18 protein-coding genes are annotated in these 19,461 nt (G+C 55.5%); 13 read left to right on the top strand and 5 right to left on the bottom strand.

Annotated features, from left to right (window positions below; all coding sequences use genetic code 11):
- The first annotated feature begins 131 nt into the window (after positions 1–131).
- Positions 132–2,000: a glycosyltransferase family 2 protein gene (locus AC2D8V_RS06765; RefSeq protein ID WP_484732775.1), complete on the top strand. Its 1,869-nt coding sequence runs from the start codon at positions 132–134 to the stop codon at positions 1,998–2,000.
- Positions 2,001–2,033: 33 nt separating this feature from the next.
- On the opposite strand, the gene AC2D8V_RS06760 is transcribed toward AC2D8V_RS06765, so the two are convergent.
- Entirely contained in the window at positions 2,034–3,770 is a 1,737-nt protein-coding gene (locus AC2D8V_RS06760; RefSeq protein WP_484732774.1) for a hypothetical protein, read from the bottom strand.
- Between the two features lie 86 nt (positions 3,771–3,856).
- Between AC2D8V_RS06760 and AC2D8V_RS06755 the strand changes: the two genes are divergently transcribed.
- Entirely contained in the window at positions 3,857–4,927 is a 1,071-nt protein-coding gene (locus tag AC2D8V_RS06755; RefSeq protein WP_484732773.1) for a glycosyltransferase family 61 protein, read from the top strand.
- Here the strand turns inward: AC2D8V_RS06755 and AC2D8V_RS06750 are convergent.
- Positions 4,924–6,021, bottom strand: a complete 1,098-nt coding sequence (locus tag AC2D8V_RS06750; RefSeq protein ID WP_484732772.1) for an aromatic ring-hydroxylating oxygenase subunit alpha — start codon at positions 6,019–6,021, stop codon at positions 4,924–4,926. The genes AC2D8V_RS06755 and AC2D8V_RS06750 overlap by 4 nt on opposite strands.
- On the bottom strand, positions 6,018–6,905 hold the full coding sequence (locus AC2D8V_RS06745; protein ID WP_484732771.1) for a MurR/RpiR family transcriptional regulator: 888 nt from the start codon (positions 6,903–6,905) through the stop codon (positions 6,018–6,020). Before AC2D8V_RS06745 ends, AC2D8V_RS06750 begins: the two co-directional genes overlap by 4 nt.
- 70 nt (positions 6,906–6,975) lie before the next feature.
- Between AC2D8V_RS06745 and AC2D8V_RS06740 the strand changes: the two genes are divergently transcribed.
- The 3 genes from AC2D8V_RS06740 to AC2D8V_RS06730 are packed head-to-tail and all read left to right on the top strand — an operon-like array spanning position 6,976 to position 11,889.
- Positions 6,976–9,429 (top strand): FAD-dependent oxidoreductase, encoded by a 2,454-nt coding sequence (locus AC2D8V_RS06740; RefSeq protein ID WP_484732770.1) that lies wholly within the window; start codon positions 6,976–6,978, stop codon positions 9,427–9,429.
- Positions 9,429–10,592: a mandelate racemase/muconate lactonizing enzyme family protein gene (locus tag AC2D8V_RS06735; protein ID WP_484732769.1), complete on the top strand. Its 1,164-nt coding sequence runs from the start codon at positions 9,429–9,431 to the stop codon at positions 10,590–10,592. The genes AC2D8V_RS06740 and AC2D8V_RS06735 overlap by 1 nt, the downstream gene beginning before the upstream one ends.
- 4 nt (positions 10,593–10,596) lie before the next feature.
- Entirely contained in the window at positions 10,597–11,889 is a 1,293-nt protein-coding gene (locus tag AC2D8V_RS06730; protein WP_484732768.1) for an aspartate aminotransferase family protein, read from the top strand.
- 255 nt (positions 11,890–12,144) lie between these two features.
- Here AC2D8V_RS06730 and AC2D8V_RS06725 read toward each other — a convergent pair whose 3' ends face one another.
- Entirely contained in the window at positions 12,145–13,050 is a 906-nt protein-coding gene (locus tag AC2D8V_RS06725; protein ID WP_484732767.1) for a LysR family transcriptional regulator, read from the bottom strand.
- 103 nt (positions 13,051–13,153) lie between these two features.
- On the opposite strand from AC2D8V_RS06725, the gene AC2D8V_RS06720 reads away from it, so the two are divergent.
- The 7 genes from AC2D8V_RS06720 (at position 13,154) to AC2D8V_RS06690 (ending at position 17,737) form a co-directional block, all read left to right on the top strand.
- Positions 13,154–13,561 carry a hypothetical protein gene (locus tag AC2D8V_RS06720; protein WP_484732766.1) on the top strand — a complete coding sequence of 136 codons (408 nt, stop codon included), beginning with the start codon at positions 13,154–13,156 and terminating at the stop codon, positions 13,559–13,561.
- The gene (locus AC2D8V_RS06715; RefSeq protein ID WP_484732765.1) at positions 13,554–14,201 is read left to right on the top strand and encodes a class I SAM-dependent methyltransferase; all 648 of its coding nucleotides are present in this window, start codon (positions 13,554–13,556) and stop codon (positions 14,199–14,201) included. The genes AC2D8V_RS06720 and AC2D8V_RS06715 overlap by 8 nt, the downstream gene beginning before the upstream one ends.
- A gap of 170 nt (positions 14,202–14,371) precedes the next feature.
- The gene (locus AC2D8V_RS06710; RefSeq protein WP_484732764.1) at positions 14,372–15,823 is read left to right on the top strand and encodes an MATE family efflux transporter; all 1,452 of its coding nucleotides are present in this window, start codon (positions 14,372–14,374) and stop codon (positions 15,821–15,823) included.
- The gene (locus tag AC2D8V_RS06705; protein ID WP_484732763.1) at positions 15,820–16,245 is read left to right on the top strand and encodes a glyoxalase superfamily protein; all 426 of its coding nucleotides are present in this window, start codon (positions 15,820–15,822) and stop codon (positions 16,243–16,245) included. Before AC2D8V_RS06710 ends, AC2D8V_RS06705 begins: the two co-directional genes overlap by 4 nt.
- Positions 16,246–16,321: 76 nt before the next feature.
- Positions 16,322–16,711, top strand: a complete 390-nt coding sequence (locus tag AC2D8V_RS06700; RefSeq protein ID WP_484732762.1) for a RidA family protein — start codon at positions 16,322–16,324, stop codon at positions 16,709–16,711.
- 309 nt (positions 16,712–17,020) lie between these two features.
- On the top strand, positions 17,021–17,227 hold the full coding sequence (locus tag AC2D8V_RS06695; protein ID WP_484732761.1) for a hypothetical protein: 207 nt from the start codon (positions 17,021–17,023) through the stop codon (positions 17,225–17,227).
- 318 nt (positions 17,228–17,545) lie between these two features.
- Entirely contained in the window at positions 17,546–17,737 is a 192-nt protein-coding gene (locus AC2D8V_RS06690; protein ID WP_484732760.1) for a hypothetical protein, read from the top strand.
- A 130-nt stretch (positions 17,738–17,867) separates the two neighbouring features.
- On the opposite strand, the gene AC2D8V_RS06685 is transcribed toward AC2D8V_RS06690, so the two are convergent.
- Positions 17,868–18,332, bottom strand: coding sequence for an Lrp/AsnC family transcriptional regulator (locus AC2D8V_RS06685; protein ID WP_484732759.1), 465 nt, complete (start codon positions 18,330–18,332; stop codon positions 17,868–17,870).
- Between the two features lie 198 nt (positions 18,333–18,530).
- Here AC2D8V_RS06685 and AC2D8V_RS06680 point away from each other — a divergent pair, with 198 nt between their 5' ends.
- On the top strand, positions 18,531–19,409 hold the full coding sequence (locus AC2D8V_RS06680; RefSeq protein WP_484732758.1) for an aminotransferase class IV: 879 nt from the start codon (positions 18,531–18,533) through the stop codon (positions 19,407–19,409).
- Positions 19,410–19,461 lie beyond the last annotated feature (52 nt).

Genomic DNA, 19,461 nt, shown 5'->3' with positions numbered 1-19,461 from the left:
ATTGCACGGCGAAGCCGCGCATTGTCCAGTAGTTTTGCGCGCGGCAGTCCACGCAGTTTAGCAGTTGTTTTTGGTCACGTTATGCTGACACACTGTCGGCAAACAAAACAAAGATGCCAAGGCGACCCACCTTGACCCGAGCAAACACACCTTCCAACATTTCTGTCAGTGGTGATGCCTCTGCGCTTTTCGGCACGGTTGATTTCCCGCTCAAACCACATCACGGGCGCCACGGGCGGGTCACGGCCGTGTCGATGATGAAAGACGAAGGGCCCTTTGTGCTCGAATGGGTCGCGCATCATCTGAGTTTGGGCTTCACTGATCTTGTCGTTTATACAAACGACTGTACTGACGGCACGGATGAAATGCTCTCGCGGCTTGAAGCGCTGGGGTTGGTGCACCATCGCCTTAACAACATTCCAGAAGGCCTGCGGCCACAACCGTCCGCACTGAAATACGCGCAAGACGAACCTATCGTGCGCAACAGCGACTGGGTGTTGGTATTTGATGCTGACGAGTTTTTGTGTCTCAAGCAGGGTGATGGCACGCTCGACTGCCTGCTTGACGCTGTCACGGAACAGAATGCAAACGGCATCGTCATCACGTGGCGGATTTTTGGATCAGGGGGTGTGGAAACGTGGTCACCTGCACCGGTGACTGAGCAATACCTGCATGCAGCGCCGCCGATGTGGAACAAGGGGTGGGGTGTCAAGACACTGTTCAAGTTTGATCCAGACTACTGGAAGCTCGGCATCCACCGGCCCAAGATCAAAAACAAGCACCTCGAAACAGATTTTCCACACCAGATCAAGTGGTTGAATGGGGCGGGGCGACCGATGGAGGATTACTTCAAGTTTCGTGGGTGGCGCTCCATCGTTCGTACCGTCGGGTATGACTGGGCGCAAATGAACCACTACGCCATCAAATCAATGGAAAGTTACGCCATCCGGAAATTCCGGGGCAATGTGAACAACAAGAAGGACAAGTATAATTCAGATTATTGGTCCTTGCAGGATCGTAATGAGGTCTTTGACGACGCGGCTCTCAGACACAGTGACGGGCGACAGCACATTATGGACCAGTTGTTGGCTGACCCAGTTTTGGCCGACCTGCATGAGCGTGCTGTTGAACGCGTTGAGGCGCGCCTGACACAATACCGCAAGACGGATACCTATCGCACGCTCATAGAGGATTTGCGGCGTGCTTCCGAGGTGCCGATCACCAAGGTTGAGGCCAAACCGCCCAAGGCGCGTGATCCGCAAAAGATTGCCGCCCAGATGTCTGACCTTGAAAGGCGTCTCACGGCTGCGCCCGCATCAGAACAGCAAGCGGCTCCGACAGCCGAAGCAAAACCGTATGTGCTGGGCGACATAGACCTTTCCCAGACACATCCGGTCAAAGCATTCGAAAATCATGCAATCCGGTTGCCAGCAGACCCGCGTGTTTTGTCGGATGCAGCATTGCAGGCTGTGACAGAAGGAAAGTTTTATCGCAACCATGCCCGGCGCATGCCGTGGATGATGGAACCTTCGGACCGTTATCTAGAAATTGGCGCTGGCATCGGGTTTCTGGCCGCGCAACTGGCCCATCATTACCCAGACCTCACGATTACGGCACAAGAGGAAACGCGCCCTTTGCTGGCCGTCGCAACGGCTGTTTGGCAGGTGAATAATATTGCCCAGACATCGCGTCGTCGTCTCGTGGATACACCATTGTTTCACGCCAACGACCATCACGCGGAAAGCTCAGGCCTGAGCGATCTGTTGGCAGAGACTTCGTGTTCGGTTCTCTATCTCAATGATCCAAGGCTTACCGCTGCCATGATTACCACGGCAATGTCCGGTGCGGAAAAACCACCGCGACGTGTCATCGTCGGGCCTCGGGCGCTCGCAGGCCATTGCGGGACCGAAGAACTGGTCACGATGCTGGGTGGCTGCGGCTATGCTGTCGATGAGGACGCACCGCTCAACGAGGCGGTGCCGCTTTTGCTCCGTTCGTGAGTTGTCGGTCATCAGCCTTTCGCTGTGCACGTATTAAGCGGAGTACCGGCTGACACTCTGTGCGTAGCTGTCCATCTCCGATTGCGGGACTGTATCATGAAAGAGCCATGGACGGTGTATCGCAACAAAGCCTTTGCGACCTATGCGAATGGCAGGGACTTTGGCTTGCTTGGATCCGTAGTCGTTAAATGGCGCGGGTGTGCCCCCCCGCGGTACATACGCAAAAAACGTTGTGTCGGTTGTCGCTTTAAAAACGCCAGACCCTACCTTGTTTTTCCAGTATTTTCTTTCGACCTGTTCCACTGTTTTTGAGTTGTAGGTCACACGGTCAAGATCAATTGTCGCAGGGTCAAGGCTCAAGGCCAGCCCGACTTTTACATGGTCGTGCCGCAGCCCCATTTCGATCATTGTTTTAACCAAGTCCGGCGCGCAAGGCTCGGGCAACAGCAAATCCGGGTCTGTAAAGATAAATCCGCCATGCGTATCAGGCGCTGCTGCGGCATGTGCCAAGGCACGACGCGGACCCAAATTTTCGCCCAAGTGCACGGCTCGTGCTTTGGCTTTAAAATCTGCACCGTTGAAATAGCTGGCAAGCTCTGCGCTGCTGGACTGATTGTCCAGCACGGTTACATTTTTGAAGCCATGCCGCCAGAACCAGTCAACAGTGTCGCGTAAATAGCTGAACTGGTTATATGAATTTATGAAAACCGGTAGAGTGGCGCGAAGCTCGTGTTCACTTAGCGCATCACTCCAAAACGGTGTGTCGGCCTGTCTTTGGCGCGTCAGTTGCATTTCATTCCTGACAGAACGCATTTTCTGTTTTTTCATCCGGTTGGCAAATACGTGCCCTTGCGTGTCTCTCAGCAAATCACAAGCACCTTCGAACAAAGGGCCATTGCCGCGGCGTGATGCTGCACGCAAAAACTGTCGCGCCCAAACCGGATCGCGACGGCGGTTGCGCATGTGGCGCCAGAAATCAGGGCCCAATTCGCCGTGTTCCGCGAGTTGTTTCAACAAGGGCTCTAAAGCGCCGCATTTAACGATCGTTCGGATCAGCGTGTGATCTGCGTGTCCGATCTGGACCAATTGAAGCGCACTGTCGGAGAGCCGTTGCGCATGCAGTTTGTCCTCGCGCACAAACGGATCGAAAAAAATGTGTCCGCGCGTGATTTTTCCAACTTCCCTAGCGGCGTCCAGATAGGTGGGAGTCTCCCAGTCGAATTTGCGATATGGCCACTTATACCTACGCTCAAACGGGGCGATCTGGCGGTTCAGTGTCGATTGTGGGCTGAAGGCCGCGACACGGGCGTCTGGCACTATCCCTGCATAGCAAAGTGCAGCAAAGCCGCCCATGGATGCGCCCAGAAAAAGCACGTTGCTGAATTGTTCAAAAAATCCGGCCTCGCGCAGTGTTAAGAGCTGCGCCGCCGGCTCCGGGGTGCGGTACCAGTCCTTTTGGTGGCTGTGCACCCCAATGATGCTGTAGCCCAATTCTTCGGCGCGTTTGCCAAGCCAAGGCGCCCAAGGTCCGCTTTCGGGCCGCTCGTCAATCGAAGCAAGATTATCGAAGGTAACCAGTGCGGTTCCTGACCGGTGCGCGTATGAGATGTCACAGGTATCGCCTTTGTGCACAAAGCTGTCTGTGCGTGCGGCCTCGACCAGCGAATTTGCGTGTTGATAGTCGACCATGGCCATTGCCTGATACTGCTGTGATCCGGTGAACCCGGTTATGATTGCTGACAGAATCCGTTGCCCCCGCTGAACTGTCAACGATTTACTTTGTTTTAACTTGGACCTAGCCTTGCAGGTGCACCCGGGCGGATAAGAGATCACGGGAAATAAAGGCGGTAAGTGCCATGGGCAAACAGGATTTTGGCGGTCTTTCCGATCAGATGGTCACGCTGCGTGAAGCCGTTGTGTTTCCGCACAGCCGTGACAACACCTGCGGGGTGCTCGACGCGGAAGGGCAGTTTTGTGCCTTTTCCCGCGGTGTTATGGGTCCGCGCCGTGCCGCGGCAGAGCCGACACTGTCTTCGGCCGACGAAATACGCACCCTGCGTGGGCGGTATCTCTATGGTGGATGGTTGCGTGCGCACTTTGGGCATTTTTTGTTGGAATCGACCGCCCGACTGTGGGCGCTAAGCGCATTGAGCGCGCCAGTAGATGGCGTGATTTTCACGCCTTTCCGCAAGGGCGGGCTGCGTATGTCACGCAAGCGGTACGGCGGTTTTCTGGATATTCTGACCAACGGTGCCGATTTGACCGTGGTTCGCGCCCCGACGCGTGTTGAGGAACTGGTCGTGCCTGATCCCGGGTTCGGACATCACGCGCGCATTTTAGGGTCTCCTTTGTATCGCACGCACAGCCGCGAGCGGGTCGCAGCCACTGTACCGGCCACCGGCGGGGAAAAGCTTTACGTGTCACGCAGCGCTTTGGCCGATAATCGCGGGGGCGTGTTCGGCGAAGAATTGATCGAAGACGTGATGAAGGCGAATGGGTATGCGATATTTCACCCGCAACAGCATTCGATCCGCGAGCAACTGGCCCGCTATAGAGCGGCGCGCCAACTCGTGGCGCTGGATGGCTCTGCTTTGCACATGGCAGCATACGCACTGGAGCCCGGCGCGCGCGTGGGCATGATATTGCGGCGCCATTCCAACCTGCTCGACGGTTTGGCCCAACAGATAGCGCTATTTGCTCAGGCAGAGGTCACGCAAATCGATGCACTGCAGGCAAGTTGGGTGGATAAGGATGCGAAAAGGGTCGACTTTCGATCCGTAGGGGAGCTGGATTTTGCACCTTTGTTCGACCAACTGGCGCAGTCGGGGTTCATTGCGTCGCCAAAACAAGTGCCTTGCCCGGATGTCGCCGCAGAGGTCCGCGCGACCCGTCGTGGCGAAATGCGCCGGGTTGCCGTCGTGCGCTAAGGGAGGGACCCTCCGTCCACTGCCGCGCGCATCCATGCCTGCAGATGCATGACCGAGTGCTCTGAGTTGACGCCGCAGTTGGGGTCGACCACCAATGGGCCGGGTACGTACCCGCGGGAACGCATGCCGCGCTGCACGCTTTCCACCAGATGAATGTCTTCTTCGACTGTGGTGGCGCGATCCTGACTTGCCATGCGCCGCACAACCTCGTCATCGACACCACCCACAGAATACCAACCGCGCCAGACGACAACCTTTTCCGTGTCGATCGCACGCCAGTGATACGTATTCAGCAGATTTCCCGGATAGACCTGAAACGAAAACATCGGCCACAAAAACCACGACGAGTACTTGTCGTTGTTGGCAAAGCCGCTGTCGATATCATAGCTCATCTGCTCGAGGCTGTTGCACTCGGTAGTGTGGCGCAGACAATAACCCTGCGGCTGTATGTCGTAAGTTTCGGGCCGGATCACGCCAGTGGCAAAGGTGGGGTGATTGAGTGTGCAGTGATAGCATTCGGAGTAATTCTCAACCGAGACTTTCCAGTTGCAGTGCTCTTCAATCTCGACCCATTCCAATGGTTTCAGGCGGTCCCAGTGCGGCACAAAACTTTCAAGCTCTGCACGGGCATCGGGAAACCAGTCGTCCATCGGATCTGCGTTCGGGTCAAGATTTACAAAGACAAAGCCGAGAAACACCTCCGTGCGCACTTCGGTCAGGCAGATAGATGCGCTGTCAAATCCTGGCACTGATTTCGCGTTTGGGGCCGCGCGCAACTGGCCTGTGAGTTCATAACTCCAAGCGTGATAGGGGCAGACGACAACGCGTGTCGATCCGGCACCGGATACGAGCTGGTGCGCACGATGCTGGCACACATTGTAAAAGGTGCGAATGACGTCGTCGCGTCCCATGATACAAAACAGGCTCTCTCCGGCCAGATCAAAAGTAAAATAATCACCTGGCGCTGACAGTTGACTGGCATGGCCTGCAAACTGCCAAGTGCGTGCAAACAACCCCTGTTGCTCGTTCCGAAAAACCTCAGGGTCCGTGTAATAACGCGCTGCGAGCGCGCGGGTCGGCGCGTCATCCTTCATTCGTCACCTTTCGCATAAATTCCCAACTGATGGCGCCGGCGGTGAAATGTCTCAACGCGCGCGACGATCTCGTCTGAGGCAACGGCGATCACAAAGCTGAGCAGTGTTTCGAGCAACGCAACGAGCGACACTGATGACGGAAAGAACTGCGGCGTGTCCACAGCCGTGACAAAACTGTGGTCTGCCACGCGAATGATCGGACTGGCCGCGCTGTCAGACAATGCAACTATGGTCATTCCCTGTGCACGCGCAGTCTCCACCGCTTCGATGACTTCGGTTCGATAAGGGCGGCAGGTCATGGCGATCAGAACGTCTCCCGTGCCTGCCCAAGCCAGATCATCAATGGCAGTCGATCCGGGGCGCGGGATAGCATGAAATTGTGTCATGCCGGTTGAAGCGAGATAGGTGAAGTTGCGTGCATTCGCGTTGTTGACACCAACCCCGAGCGTAAAGACCTGCTTTGAGGACCAGATGGCTTCAGCGGTCGCTTTCAGGGTGTCGGCGCTTGTGTTGGCAAAAGTTTCTTCGAGATTGCGAATGGCTGCTTCCGCCATATCCGCGAACAGCCCGCCCAGATCATCGGACTTGCGGATTTCCTGCAGCCATCGGGCGCGATCAGGAAAGCTCGCCGATCCGCTGCGGATCGCCTCGCGGAAGGGCGCACGGAAATCTTCGTAACCGTCAAAGCCTACCTGACGGGCCATGCGCACAAATGTGTTTGGCTTGACCCGTGCCGCCTCTGCAATCTCCCGAACGGTCGACACACCTACATCCTGAGGGTTTTCCAGCACATAGCGTGCCGCTTTCTGAGTCTCTGGCGTCAGCGCGTCCCATTCTTCGGTGAGGCGGGAGAGAACCTGTGATGATACGTTTGTACTATTCATGATTGACAATGGTACACATGTACACTTAGCCTGTCCATCAGTTTTGTGACTCAATGCAAAGGATGTGCTGATGACAAAGACCTCTTTGCCCCGCCACGCACGGGTGGTCATCGTCGGTGGCGGCGTGATGGGTGTTGGCCTCGCTTATCACCTTGCACATGAGGGGTGGGGAAACGATGTCGTGCTGCTTGAAAAAGCGGAGCTGACTTCCGGCAGTACATGGCACGCAGCCGGGCAAATTACACATTCGACATCAAGCTTTTCACTGGGCAAATGTGTTGATTACAACATCGGTCTGTACGCAGGCGGGCTGGAGGCAGAAACGGGGCAGGCCGTAACATGGCATGGGTGCGGATCGTTCCGTCTGGCCTATACCGATGACGAAATGGACTGGCTGCGCCACACCCTGTCTGTCGGGCGTAGCCTTGGCTTCAATATCGAACTTGTCGGGCCGAAGCGGGTCGCTGAACTGCATCCTTTTTATAATCTGGAGGGCGTGCTGGGCGCGCTTCATACGCCTGACGACGGCCACGTCGATCCGACAAATGTGACCATGTCCATGGCTGCGGGAGCCCGGGCCAAGGGTGTCCGGATTTTCCGGCGGTGCCGGGCAACAAACATCACCAAAAACGCAGCGGGCGAGTGGGTTGTCGAAACCGAAGCGGGCACAATCACATGTGAACACGTCGTAAATGCCGGTGGAACGTATGCGCGGCAGATGGGCGAGTGGTCTGGGTTGCAGCTGCCCATGACATCAATGACGCATCATTACTTTGTCACTGACGAAGTGCCAGAGTTCCGCGACCTTGAGCGCGAACTGCCAGTTATCCGCGATGACCGAAAGGTATCGGGATACATCAGGATGGAGCAGAAAAAGGGGCTGATCGGTATTTACGAAAAGGCCAATCCCAACACAGTTTGGGAAGACCACTGTCCATGGGAAGCGGAGAACGAACTCTTTGAGGCGGATTACGATCGTGTGATGCCGTGGTTGGAGGAAAGCCTGAACCGTATGCCGATTTTTGCCGACCTCGGGATTACACGCGACGTTCACGGCGCTATCAGTCATCCGCCGGATGGCAACCCTTTGATTGGTCCTGCGCCGGGTGTGCGTAATTACTGGTGTTGCTGCGGAACGCAAATCGGTATCGGTTGGGGCCCCGGCCTGACGCGTGAATTGGCGCGGTGGATGGTGCATGGTGCTGCTGATATCTCGATGCGCGATTACGATCCGCGCCGCTTTGGTGCCTACGCAACCAAGGAGTGGCAGGTCATCAAGGCAAAAGAAGATTACTGCCTGCGTCACGAAATCCCTTTCCCGCATTTCAACCGGCTTGCGGGCAGACCGATCAAGCCGTCGCCGTTGTATGACGTTCTGTCCGCCAAAGGCGCCGTGCACGAAGAAGTCTTCGGGTTTGAACGCCCACGCTGGTTTGCGCGAGACGCCGTCGCGCAGCACGATCACTATAGTTTTCGCCGCTCGCCCGTCGACGACATGGTCGCTAATGAGGTGCGCGCGGTCAGAGAAGCCGTCGGGATCATGGATGTCACTGCCTTTACAAAGGTTTTGGTGCAAGGGCCTGACGCCTATGTACTGCTGGACAGGCTGACAGCGAACCGGATGCCGCAAAAGGATGGGTCAATCACGCTCACCCACATGTTGAACCGGCGCGGACGCATCGAATTGGAAGCCACGATCGTCCGCATGGCGGCAGATACCTATTATCTCGTCTGTGCCGCCTTTTTCGAGCAACGTCTCTTGGACCATCTGGCCCAGCATCGTGCTGGTGAAGCGGTTGAGATCACCTCGGTTTCGCAGGAGTGGGCCGCGCTCAGCCTGAATGGACCGTTCTCGCGTGACGTGCTGGGCGCGGTCACCGGCGTGCGACTGGACAATTCGGCGTTTCGATGGCTATCGGCGCAACAGATCGACATTGCCGGACATACGGTTTGGGCAATGCGCATGTCTTATGCGGGAGAATTGGGCTGGGAATTGCACATGCCCTATGCAGCGGCATGCGACGTTTATGCAGCGCTTTGGGCAGCAGGAGAACCGTTCGGCATTGCCAACTACGGATCATTTGCCATGAACGTGATGCGGATGGAAAAAGGCTTCAAAGGCGCGGGCGAATTGACAAATGAAGTCACACTGGCCGAAGCGGATGTATTGCGGTTTGCCCGCATTGATAAGCCTTACTTAGGACGTGATGCCACCTTGAATACCGATCTGCCGTGGGTATGCGCTTATCTGGAGATCGCCCCCGACGGGCAGATAGATGGTCATGGTGGCGAGGCCGTGCTTTTGAACGGGGAGGTCGTTGGTTCCACGGCGTCAGTGGTCTACGGACACACGGTGCGCAAGATACTGGCATTTGCCTATATCAAGCCAGAGGCCGCAGTGCCGGGAACACAGTTGGATGTTGTCATTCACAACGCTGCGCGGCCAGCTAAGGTATTGGGGGCACCCGCCTACGACCCAGAAAGCCTCAAGCCGCGTGCTGATGCCGTGACAGAGCCTGCGTGATGGCTGCTCTGGATGCAAATGGTGCCGGCGTGCGGACAAAGGCCAATGTGGCGACGAGCGGCCGGATTACAAAGCTGTCGATCTGGCATGTGCCACTGACCAGCCATGAAACCTACTATATGGCCGAAGGGAAAACCTGTGACACGGTCGAAACCGCGGTTCTCGCGGTCGAGACAGATCAAGGGGTAACCGGATGGGGCGAGGTTTGTCCGATCCCGCACTACCTGCCGGCCTATGCCCGCGGTGTGGTACCTGCGCTGGCCGAAATGGCGCCTGCCATACTCGGGGCAGATCCCCTTGGGCCAGAGGCGCTCATGGCGCGCCTTGATGCTTACCTTCCGGGGCATGTCTACGCAAAGTCTGCGCTGGACATTGCGCTTTGGGATATAACCGGCCAGCTTGCAGGGGTGCCGCTTTACGCGTTGCTTGGTGGTCGACGGCAGGCTGATTTGCCCCTTTACCACTCGATAACTTGTATCGCGCCGGATGACATGGCGCGCATTGCGCGAGATGCGCAGGCGCGGGGCATGACGCAGTTTCAGGCCAAGCTAGGGGCAGATGCAGACTGGCGCGCGGATGTAGAAAGGCTCGTCAAGGTACGCGAGGCGGTCGGGCCCGGGCCTATTGTTTATGGCGACTGGAATTGCGGCGCCACGTCACTTGATGCATCGCGCGTCGGCCGGGCGGTGGCGCATCTGGACGTCATGCTCGAACAACCTTGCGCTACTCTGGAAGACTGCGCGCGCGTCCGCATGGCCTCGGGTCTGCCAATGAAACTGGACGAACTTGCTCATGACACTGATAGCCTGCTGCAAGCTCACCGCTTGGGCATAATGGATGCTGTTGCGATTAAGTTGTCCAAATTTGGCGGTTTGAGTGCCGCCCGGCGCGCGCGCGATCTATGCCTGCATCTCGGCGCCAAGATGTGTGTAGAAGACACTTGGGGCAGTGATATCGCAACCGCGGCTGCACTGCACCTTGGTGTTGCAACGGACCCTGCACGAGTGCTGAACGTTTGTGATCTTTCTGGATATGTTGCCCCGCGGCTGGCTCCGACAGCACCTGTGCGCGCTGCGGGGCGGATCGCGCCACCGGATGGCCCCGGTTTGGGAATTGTCGTTGATGCAGATGCGCTCGGCGCTCCTGACGCAATCTTGGAGTAGGAAGATGAACAAGCTGCATTCACAGGCAGACTGGATTGCACGAGCACGTGCCGTACTGCCGGCTGCTGGATTTGGTAATTTTGACGCCGGTATTGTGATCGCGCGCGGGCAGGGGGCAACGGTCTGGGACGAGGACGGGTGCGCATATGTTGACTACCTGATCGGTTCTGGTCCGATGCTTTTGGGGCATGGGCACCCAGAAGTCATGGAAGCGGTTCTGGCGCAGTTGCCGCTTGGCATGACCTTCTTTGCCAACAACGCCCGTGGCATCGAACTGGCCGAGGCAATTGTGGATGCAGTGCCGTGCTGCGAGCATGTGCGCTTTGTGACGTCAGGGGGGGAGGCAGACATGTATGCCCTTCGTCTTGCCCGAGCCTATACCGGAAAAAGCAAAATCCTCAAATTCGAAGGGGGTTATCATGGCATGAGCGCTGAGGCACAGATGAGTCTTGCGCCTGAAAAGGCTGTGAACTTTCCAACGCCAGTGCCTGACAGCGCCGGTATTCCGCAGGGCGTTGCGGACGAGATGTTGATTGCACCCTTCAACGATCTGGAAGCTGTCACTTCTTTGCTGTCCGAGCACTCAGATGTCGCCGCGATCATTGTTGAGCCGTTGCAACGTATCTTGCCACCGGTACCCGGTTTTCTCAAAGGATTGCGCAGCCTTTGTGACCAGTACGGTGTCCTGTTAATTTTTGACGAGATCGTCACCGGGTTTCGGCTGGCTTACGGCGGCGCGCAGGAACATTATGGTGTAATCCCCGATATTTGCACGCTTGGCAAAATCACCGGAGGCGGGTTTCCACTGGCTGCTCTGGGCGGTCGCGCTGAGATTATGTCACATTTCGACAAGTCTGTGGTTGGTTCGGACAAGTGGCTTATGCAACTGGGTACACTTTCCGGAAACCCCGTGGCGGCGGCCGCAGGGCTGAAAACGATGGAAATCCTGCGTCGTCCCGGCCAATACGAAAAACTGCGTGCAACCGGTCAGGCCCTGATGGATATGCAAGCCAAAGCGCTTGCTGAGGCCGGGATAGGCGCGCAGGTATGCGGCGATCAAACGCTCTTTGATCTTTATTTTACCGACCGGCCGCCCGTGGACTATCGCAGCGCGCGCCATCGCGATCCGCAGATGAACGTTGTCTGGAATCGGCATCTGCGCGCGGAAGGTGTTTTCAAATCACCCGGTAAGCTCTACCCCTCGCTGGCCGTTGGCGCAGCAGAACTCGACAAAACCCAGATTGCTGTTTCTAGGGCCGCTTCAGCCTTGCGTGCATATCTCGACGCCAAAAGCTGAAATCCGGCAGCTTTTATCGCGGTGGCGCTGAGAAAAGCTTCGGATATATCTCCTGAGTTACATGATCTGCACGGATGCGTTTTGTGCTCGCGCAATGCGCGCTGCTGACACCGTTGTGTCACCATCGTGTCAGTATGTTCTGCCTTGGGGTGGTGGTGACTTTATGTGGCCGCGCAAACCGTTTGAAGCAACGAAGATCCTTGCGTTGGGGTCGTGAGAGCTCTGAACGTAGTCGGGTCAAAATGCCTGGAGACCTCAGATTGTTCCTTTGGCCGCTTTGCTGATGCCTTGTGCAAGCAAATCGAAAACGACACGGATACGCTTGCTTGTCTGCAACTCTCGGTGCGTGACCAGCCAAATAGGAAAGCGAGGCGTTGGTAATTCAGGCAGCACGGCTTCCAGCGCTGGATCGGCGTCGCAATAGGCCGTTGGCAATAGAGACAGGCCGTATCCAGCTTTGATGCATTCCGCCATAACCAACCCAGTATCTGCCGTGACGACAAAATTGTCTTGGGTAACCGGCGCGCCCAAGGCATTCATGGTCGCGATGATGTTGGCGCTGTCGGGAACGCCGACAAAGGGGTGATCCGCGATGTCCTCAGCAGATTCCGGGCGGCCCACCCTGTCAAGATAGGCTTTGGATGCGTAAATATGCGTTCGGGCATCCGCCACGTGGCGCGCGATTAACTCCGGCTGTTCCGGCCGCACGTGGCGGACGGCGATGTCAGCCTCACGTTGCAGCAGGTCTTTAACATCGTTCGATGACTGGATTTCCGGTCGTATGCCAGGGGCCTGCGCGCGCAAGGCAACAAGGATTTTTGGTAAAAGACCGACCGCCAGCATGTCGGCAGCCGTAATGCGGACTGTTCCGGAAACTTCCGAGGATTGTTCAATCGCGGCCATTGAAATCATGGTGGCGGCATCGCTCATCGCGCGCACGTGGCGCAGCAGCTTTTCGCCTGCCTCGGTCAGCTTCGGCCCCTTCACGCTGCGTTCCAGAAGGGTCACGCCAAGACGTTCTTCGAGTTCTGAAACTTGTCGCCCTATGGTCGGTTGCGTCGTCTTGAGCGCGCGTGCCGCCGAACTGAAAGTACCTTCTTCGGCTGTTGCCAAGAAAGCCCGCACCTGATTCCAGTCAAACGATATTGCATCCCAGTTCATGCATTGGCGTATAGCAGTTGTCCATTTTTGTGCAATCGACTGTTTGCCAGCGCATGACAATAAAGCGCCTAACCATCGTTTCATCATGCAGATCGGACAAAGCATGACTTTTTTGAACAGTGCGGCCACTCGTGACACTCTGGCCGAAAGACACGCCATGCACGCGATCAGTTTCGTTCTTGGCTTCAACAATGCTACTTCTGAAATTGTCTTCCTTTGTAACGGGTTGCTGGTCGTTTACATTGACTGTGGGTCCGGACCGGTCACGATTTCATTCGCGTGGCAAGGCACGCAGGTCGCAGCATTTGAAATCTCTGAACCGCGGCATCTATTCCACCGACCGTTCAGCCTCTTACCGATCCCAATGCAGCTATCGGCGCTCGGTGACCTCGACGACTTGCCGCGCGGCTCCATGGGCGCGAGCCCAATGCTGGCGGTTTTATTCGTCCCGTCGCGATGGCGAGATCATGCGCACCCTAAAGCCTCCAAAGAAAGAGTGGTCCATGACTGATGCGACCTCTCAAAACACCGCAATGATATCGGTCTACAACCGGCTGGCGCCTCGCTATGACAAGTTGCACAGACGGTGGCTGAGATTTGCCGGAGGAGAAGCGCAAGCCGCGTTGGAGGCAGCAGTTCGCGTCGCGATATCGCCGGATGCCGCAATACTGGATGTCGGATGTGGCACAGGGCGGTTCGCGCGGGCGCTGATTGACGAAGGTGTCTTGCCAGAGAAGATAACATTGCTCGATCCGTCGACGGCGATGCTGGCGCTATGCCAAGACATTCCGGTACGCAAAAGGCTGGGGCGGCTGGAATCGATGCCGTTTGATGCTTGCTGTTTTGACATAATCACCTGCGCTTGGGCGCTGGAAACCGCCGACAATCCGTTGCTCGCGCTACAGGAACTGGCCCGAGTGTTGCGGCCAGGCGGGGCGCTTTTTGTGACATTTTGTGCCCGAAAAGCACCAGAGAGTTACCTCGACCGGGTGATGCAATCCTGCCTGGAAATTCGGCAGACGGGCCGGTTTATGAACTTTCATTACGTTTTGCAGGAAATTGAAAACGCTATGAAATGTGAGATTAAAGTGCTGCCGTCGACCGGACCTTGTATGTCTTTGTATGCCCGTAAATCGTTCCTGTCATTTTAACAAAACCACTGAGTTGTGCCCAGCGCTTGTCAGCCGCAAACGGCCTGCTTGACAAGTGACAGCGATCAACTTACCCCAACCACAAGGCTACAGACGCCTGCCGCTCGCAGACAACTTGTCACGGTGAAGTTCTGTCGACTTTGATCTTCGTCATCCTCGGCACCTGTCGCGTGGATGGTAACGCGGGCCCCATTCTGATCTTGCGCGACATCTGTCAGAAGGAAAACGGGGTCATGTCCTCCCACAAAAACCACTTTCTCATTGGTCCGCTGTGGCCTTTGTACGCCCGTACTGCGCTGCCTATCATCTTCGTAATGGGGATGAACGGGTTGCTTGCAGTCGTCGATGCCTTGTTTTTGGGGCATTTTGTGGGGCCTGCTGCTTTGGCCGCAGTGACCCTCATGTTTCCGCCATACATGATTGTCGTCGCACTTGCGACGCTCGTGTCCTCCGGCATGTCGAGCATCCTTGCCCGGCATCTTGGCGCGTGGCGCGTAGTCGATGCGCGCGAAGTGTTTGTTGCCGCTCATGGTCTTGCACTTTTTCTGGGCGCGGTGCTGATACTCTTGTTTCTTCTTTTTGGTAAAGATGTGGTTCTATTGGCTGCTGGCGGGTCGGAGACTCTTGCAGAGATGGGCCTGACCTATCTGCGTATCACGGTGCTTGCCGCGCCATTGATCTTCGTTCTGTCTATCAACTCGGATGCGCTGCGAAATGAAGGTCTGGTAGCCTTTATGGCTGGTATGAGCCTGCTCGTTTCTGTGTCCAATATGGTGTTCAATTATGTTTTGATTGGGGTGCTGGAATTGGGCGTGGCTGGTTCTGCCTATGGCACCGCGTTGGCACAGGGTTTTGCGCTGGCCATTATTCTGATGTTCCGCGCTTTCGGCGAGACAGGGTTTTGCCTATCATCGTTGTTGCAACATTCGCTCTGTCAGGGCTGGAGCCGTATTCTGGTACTTGGCGCGCCGCAAAGCCTCAATTTCGCAGGTTTTGCGCTGGGATCATCAGCGGTGATTGTCGCTTTGCAATGGGTCGATACCGCGTCTTACGACGCCACGGTTTCGGCGTATGGTATCGTTACACGGGTCATCACATTTGCTTTTCTGCCGCTACTGGGGTTGGCGCATGCCATGCAAACCATCACGGGAAACAATTTTGGGGCAGGGCATGTCCAGCGTTGTGCCCTCAGCCTTAAGATAGCTGTGGTGTCATCGACACTTTACTGCGGCGTTGTGCAGGTCGGCGTCAGTCTGTACGCCGCTCAGATTGGGGCGGCTTTTGTTACCGAAAGGGCTGTGATCGATGAGGTCGCCCGCTTATTACCCGTCTTTTCGGCGACGTTCGTTGTTGCGGGCCCACTTATGATGATTGCGATGCATTTTCAGAGTATCGGGGATGCCAAACGTGCGGCTTTGCTGGGTTTGTCGAAACCGTACCTTTTTGCGATCCCTCTCACGTTTGTTTTGGCGGGCAGTGTGGGTGAGTTTGGCATCTGGCTAGCCGCACCGCTCGCAGACATCCTGCTGTGTGCGCTGACAGGTTGGGTCTTCTTTCAATTGGGGAGGACCGGACCCCTGAAAGGCGGGCTGTTTCCGCGCATTTTGGAGCTTAAGACATGACGCGCGATCTACCAACATTGGAAGAGGCAAAGCGACAGGCTCGCCAAATACGTGCCGAGGCAACCAATGCCGGTGAAAATATCGGTCATGCTCATGCATTGGAAAGAGTTGCCAAGCGCTATGGCTGCCGCGACTGGAACACCCTGCATGCGGCGATCAAGGATGCGCCGCCTGAAAATTGGCGCGTGGGAGCGCGTGTTAAGGGCGAGTATTTGTCGCACCCTTTTTCTGCCAGAGTGGTCGCCATTGAAAAACGGCGGCCGGGTTGGTTTGCGATCGAGCTTGATCTGGACGATCCAATAGACGTTGTACGCTTTGACAGCTTTTCAAACCTGCGAAAACGCATCAAGGCTGTTGTTGGTCCGAAAGGGCACAGCTTTGAACGCACGTCTGATGGCGCGCCACATCTGCGGCTGGATTGATCTGCCAGCCGCGCATTTCACTACCAGTAAGGCAGAAGGTTGACCATTCTGCATTGCAAGACAGAGGACGAGCAAGATGACAAGACAGCTGATCTCTCAGGGATCTGAGTTCGAGCGTGAAATCGGCTACTCGAGGGCGGTCGTGGACGGAGACATGATCTATGTCTCGGGCACAACAGGGTTTGACTATGAAACGATGTCAATAGCAGAAGATGTGGCGGAACAAACCGCCCAATGCCTGCGCAATATAGAGTGGGCGCTTGAGCAAGCGGAAGCCAGTATGGCGGACATTTTGCGCGTGCACTACATTTTACCCGTGGCCGAAGACTTTCCGGCCTGCTGGCCGGTCCTGCGTGCTTGGTTCGGCACGATCCGACCGGCAGCAACGATGTTTTCCGCACAGTTGGCCGACCCGCGTATGAAAATCGAGATAGAGGTGACCGCGCGACGCAACAGCCGCGCGTGATACAGAATTTTTCCTCGGCGATGGCCCATCTGTAAATGCTGTGTTGTCAAAGAAGTGTCTCACTCGCAAAGGGACACTGAAATGAAAGATATCGCTCGTGTGTTGGCGCATGAACAAAAACGGCCTGAGGCTTATGGCCATTTGGGCCAGCGTATTCTTTGATGGGCTGCGCGGCCCTGGTTCGATGCTTTCAACTCTGATTGAATTACGGGCGTCGCAAATTATCCAGTGAGCCTATTGTATCGAATTGCACCCTGCACACGCCAGCAAGACTGGTGTTCCACAGGACAAGCTTGACCTTGTGATCGCATGGCGCGAACGCGCCTGCGTATCAAAGGCATGGTCGGCTTGCTGATCTCATTAGCTGGTCAACCGAATGCGTCGGTGCGCGACCACTACGACCCGCAAAGATGTATCCAAAGCATCAATAATTTGCGAAATCCAACCATACTTTCGGGGCTTTTTCGAACGACTTGGGTACCCGCAGGCGGGCTGATGGCGGAAAAACCCGAATGAACGCTGCGTCGTACACCTGCGGAATTGATGCGCTGAGGTAATTGCGTTTCGACCGAAATCTCACGTGAAATTGGATGGTTTCCAATTGTCTTCGCGCGGTACACAACCGGCGAAATATCTTCGCTCGAAACGCAGCTTTACATGTTGAGGATCATGCAATTCATTGGACGCATCGTGTCTTGAGGAATTTGGGTTAAATCTGTGCTCTACTTGCATATCGGAACGGGAAAAACTGGCACTACGTCCATTCAGCGCGCGCTCCAGTCTATTGACGGGACCTCCCTGAAATGCCTGTCCAGTTGTCTTCAGGCCTTAAGGATGGCCAATGCAGTTGGCGTTTCATCTGGCCGGTCGAAACGGTGGATCCCCAACGCTCTGAAAAACGACAAATCCCCGTTTCCGAAAAAGCATGACCAAAAAATCCTGCGGCTGGTCTCTAAAGGCAATGCTTTTTTAAATGAGGCGTATCTTGCATCCAGTCCTGTAAAGCTGCCCGTTTCAAGTGACTGAGTGCCTGAAGGTGGAAAGACACACGAAAACTAGTCAACGAATTGATGGGTGTGAAGTAAGAGAAACCGAGGATCTGCTCAGAGCCCCAAAAAGGAAATCTGGTACGAAACAGAACTCGCCACTAGGAATTCTAAAGTGGAACATGCAAACCGGCTTTTACGCGGTTCACCACAACGTTTGAGTGGAACCTTCGGATGTTGGGATTGTCGGTAAATACCTGTCTGCTGAACTCTTCGTATGCGGCCATGTCTGCTGCTGTAACGATGAGTATGAAGTCGGTGTGGCCCGTTACATAATAGCATTGCTGAACATCATCCAATGCGAGCATAGAGCGGCGAAACTCGTCCAGCAGGTCAGTGCGCTCGCGCTCTAGTTCAACTTCAACGATAAATGTCATCGGGCGACCGACAGCCTTTGCGGACAGGACAGAGATGTCTGCTTCGATGATGCCTTCATCGCGAAACCTTTTCAGACGGCGTTGCACAGACGAGCGTGACGCGCCGACCTGATCCCCCAAATCGTCTGCCGTCAGGCGATTGTTCTTTTGAAGTATCTCCAAAAGTTCTTTGTCGGTGTCATCCAGTGTATTTGGCATATTGCTCTTTCAAGTTTCAGAATTTCCCCAGAACGCTCGCAGATGTGCAATTCATCAGGCAAAATGCTCAGAGAAAGTAGGTACTTTCAAGCGAGCACACCGATACGCCCATTTACCGAAAGCTCAATCATGCACCAGTCGCCTAGATTAACTGCCCACCACGTTGACCATCGCAAATATCCGCCCGGGGTCGCATTTATGGATGGGCAATATTTACCGATCCATGAAGCGAAGCTTTCCGTGCTGGACTATGGATTCCTTCATTCTGATGCGACTTATGATGTTGTCCATGTCTGGAAAGGCGCGTTTTTCAGATTGGAAGATCATCTGGATCGCTTTTTTCGCGGCATGTCAGAACTGCATATGTCTATTCCTTATACAAAGGCAGACGTGGCTCGAATCCTGCACGACTGCGTGGCCTTATCCGGGCTGGAAAGCGCTTATGTGGAATTCATCTGCACAAGGGGAACATCGCCGGATTTCAGTCGAGACCCAAGGGATGCAGAAAACCGATTTATTGCCTTCGCCATTCCATTCGGTTCTGTGGCCGACAAAGAACAAATGGAACGTGGTTTACACTTGGCGGTCACGGATGTTTTGCGTATCCCGCCGTCTTCGGTCGACCCCACTGTCAAAAACTACCATTGGCTGGATATGGTGAAGGCGCTCTATGCGGCTTTCCAGCGGGGGGCGGATACCGCAGTGCTGCTTGATGTCAACGGCAATATATCCGAAGGGCCCGGGTTCAATATCTTTGCAGTCGAGAAGGGTACGGTCTCAACACCCGACCTGAGCGTCTTGTTAGGAGTCACGCGTGAAACCGTCTTTGATCTCTGTGCTGAAATGGGCATCCCGTGCCACGCTCGGGATATCCCAGTTGAAAGTCTCAGGCGAGCGGATGAAGTTTTCATTACATCAACGGCAGGCGGGGTCATGCCTGTTTCCAAAATTGATGGGCATCCCGTTGGGTCCGGAGAAGTGGGCAAACTCACAAGACAGATGATGGCGCGTTATTGGCAACTCCACGAGGACGAAAAATTTCGCAAGCCAATCAGCTACCCGTCATCGGATGAATAGCAAGTGTGCGCGACAATTAAGGCCTTGAGCCGGATACCAGTATTCGGAGGTG

The organism is Roseobacter sp. YIN89 (assembly GCF_057219365.1).
The sequence above is the reverse complement of the archived record's forward strand: the minus strand, read 5'-3'. Positions and strand labels throughout refer to the sequence as shown.

What these genes read in the sequence shown, in the direction of transcription:
- AC2D8V_RS06755 (WP_484732773.1), top strand. Translation starts at nt 3,857, where the DNA reads ATGGGCAAACAGGATTTTGGCGGTCTTTCCGATCAGATGGTCACGCTG.
- AC2D8V_RS06750 (WP_484732772.1), bottom strand. Translation starts at nt 6,021, where the DNA reads ATGAAGGATGACGCGCCGACCCGCGCGCTCGCAGCGCGTTATTACACG.
- AC2D8V_RS06745 (WP_484732771.1), bottom strand. Translation starts at nt 6,905, where the DNA reads ATGAATAGTACAAACGTATCATCACAGGTTCTCTCCCGCCTCACCGAA.
- AC2D8V_RS06740 (WP_484732770.1), top strand. Translation starts at nt 6,976, where the DNA reads ATGACAAAGACCTCTTTGCCCCGCCACGCACGGGTGGTCATCGTCGGT.
- AC2D8V_RS06735 (WP_484732769.1), top strand. Translation starts at nt 9,429, where the DNA reads ATGGCTGCTCTGGATGCAAATGGTGCCGGCGTGCGGACAAAGGCCAAT.
- AC2D8V_RS06730 (WP_484732768.1), top strand. Translation starts at nt 10,597, where the DNA reads ATGAACAAGCTGCATTCACAGGCAGACTGGATTGCACGAGCACGTGCC.
- AC2D8V_RS06725 (WP_484732767.1), bottom strand. Translation starts at nt 13,050, where the DNA reads ATGAACTGGGATGCAATATCGTTTGACTGGAATCAGGTGCGGGCTTTC.
- AC2D8V_RS06720 (WP_484732766.1), top strand. Translation starts at nt 13,154, where the DNA reads ATGACTTTTTTGAACAGTGCGGCCACTCGTGACACTCTGGCCGAAAGA.
- AC2D8V_RS06715 (WP_484732765.1), top strand. Translation starts at nt 13,554, where the DNA reads ATGACTGATGCGACCTCTCAAAACACCGCAATGATATCGGTCTACAAC.
- AC2D8V_RS06705 (WP_484732763.1), top strand. Translation starts at nt 15,820, where the DNA reads ATGACGCGCGATCTACCAACATTGGAAGAGGCAAAGCGACAGGCTCGC.
- AC2D8V_RS06700 (WP_484732762.1), top strand. Translation starts at nt 16,322, where the DNA reads ATGACAAGACAGCTGATCTCTCAGGGATCTGAGTTCGAGCGTGAAATC.
- AC2D8V_RS06695 (WP_484732761.1), top strand. Translation starts at nt 17,021, where the DNA reads ATGGCGCGAACGCGCCTGCGTATCAAAGGCATGGTCGGCTTGCTGATC.
- AC2D8V_RS06690 (WP_484732760.1), top strand. Translation starts at nt 17,546, where the DNA reads ATGGCCAATGCAGTTGGCGTTTCATCTGGCCGGTCGAAACGGTGGATC.
- AC2D8V_RS06685 (WP_484732759.1), bottom strand. Translation starts at nt 18,332, where the DNA reads ATGCCAAATACACTGGATGACACCGACAAAGAACTTTTGGAGATACTT.
- AC2D8V_RS06680 (WP_484732758.1), top strand. Translation starts at nt 18,531, where the DNA reads ATGGATGGGCAATATTTACCGATCCATGAAGCGAAGCTTTCCGTGCTG.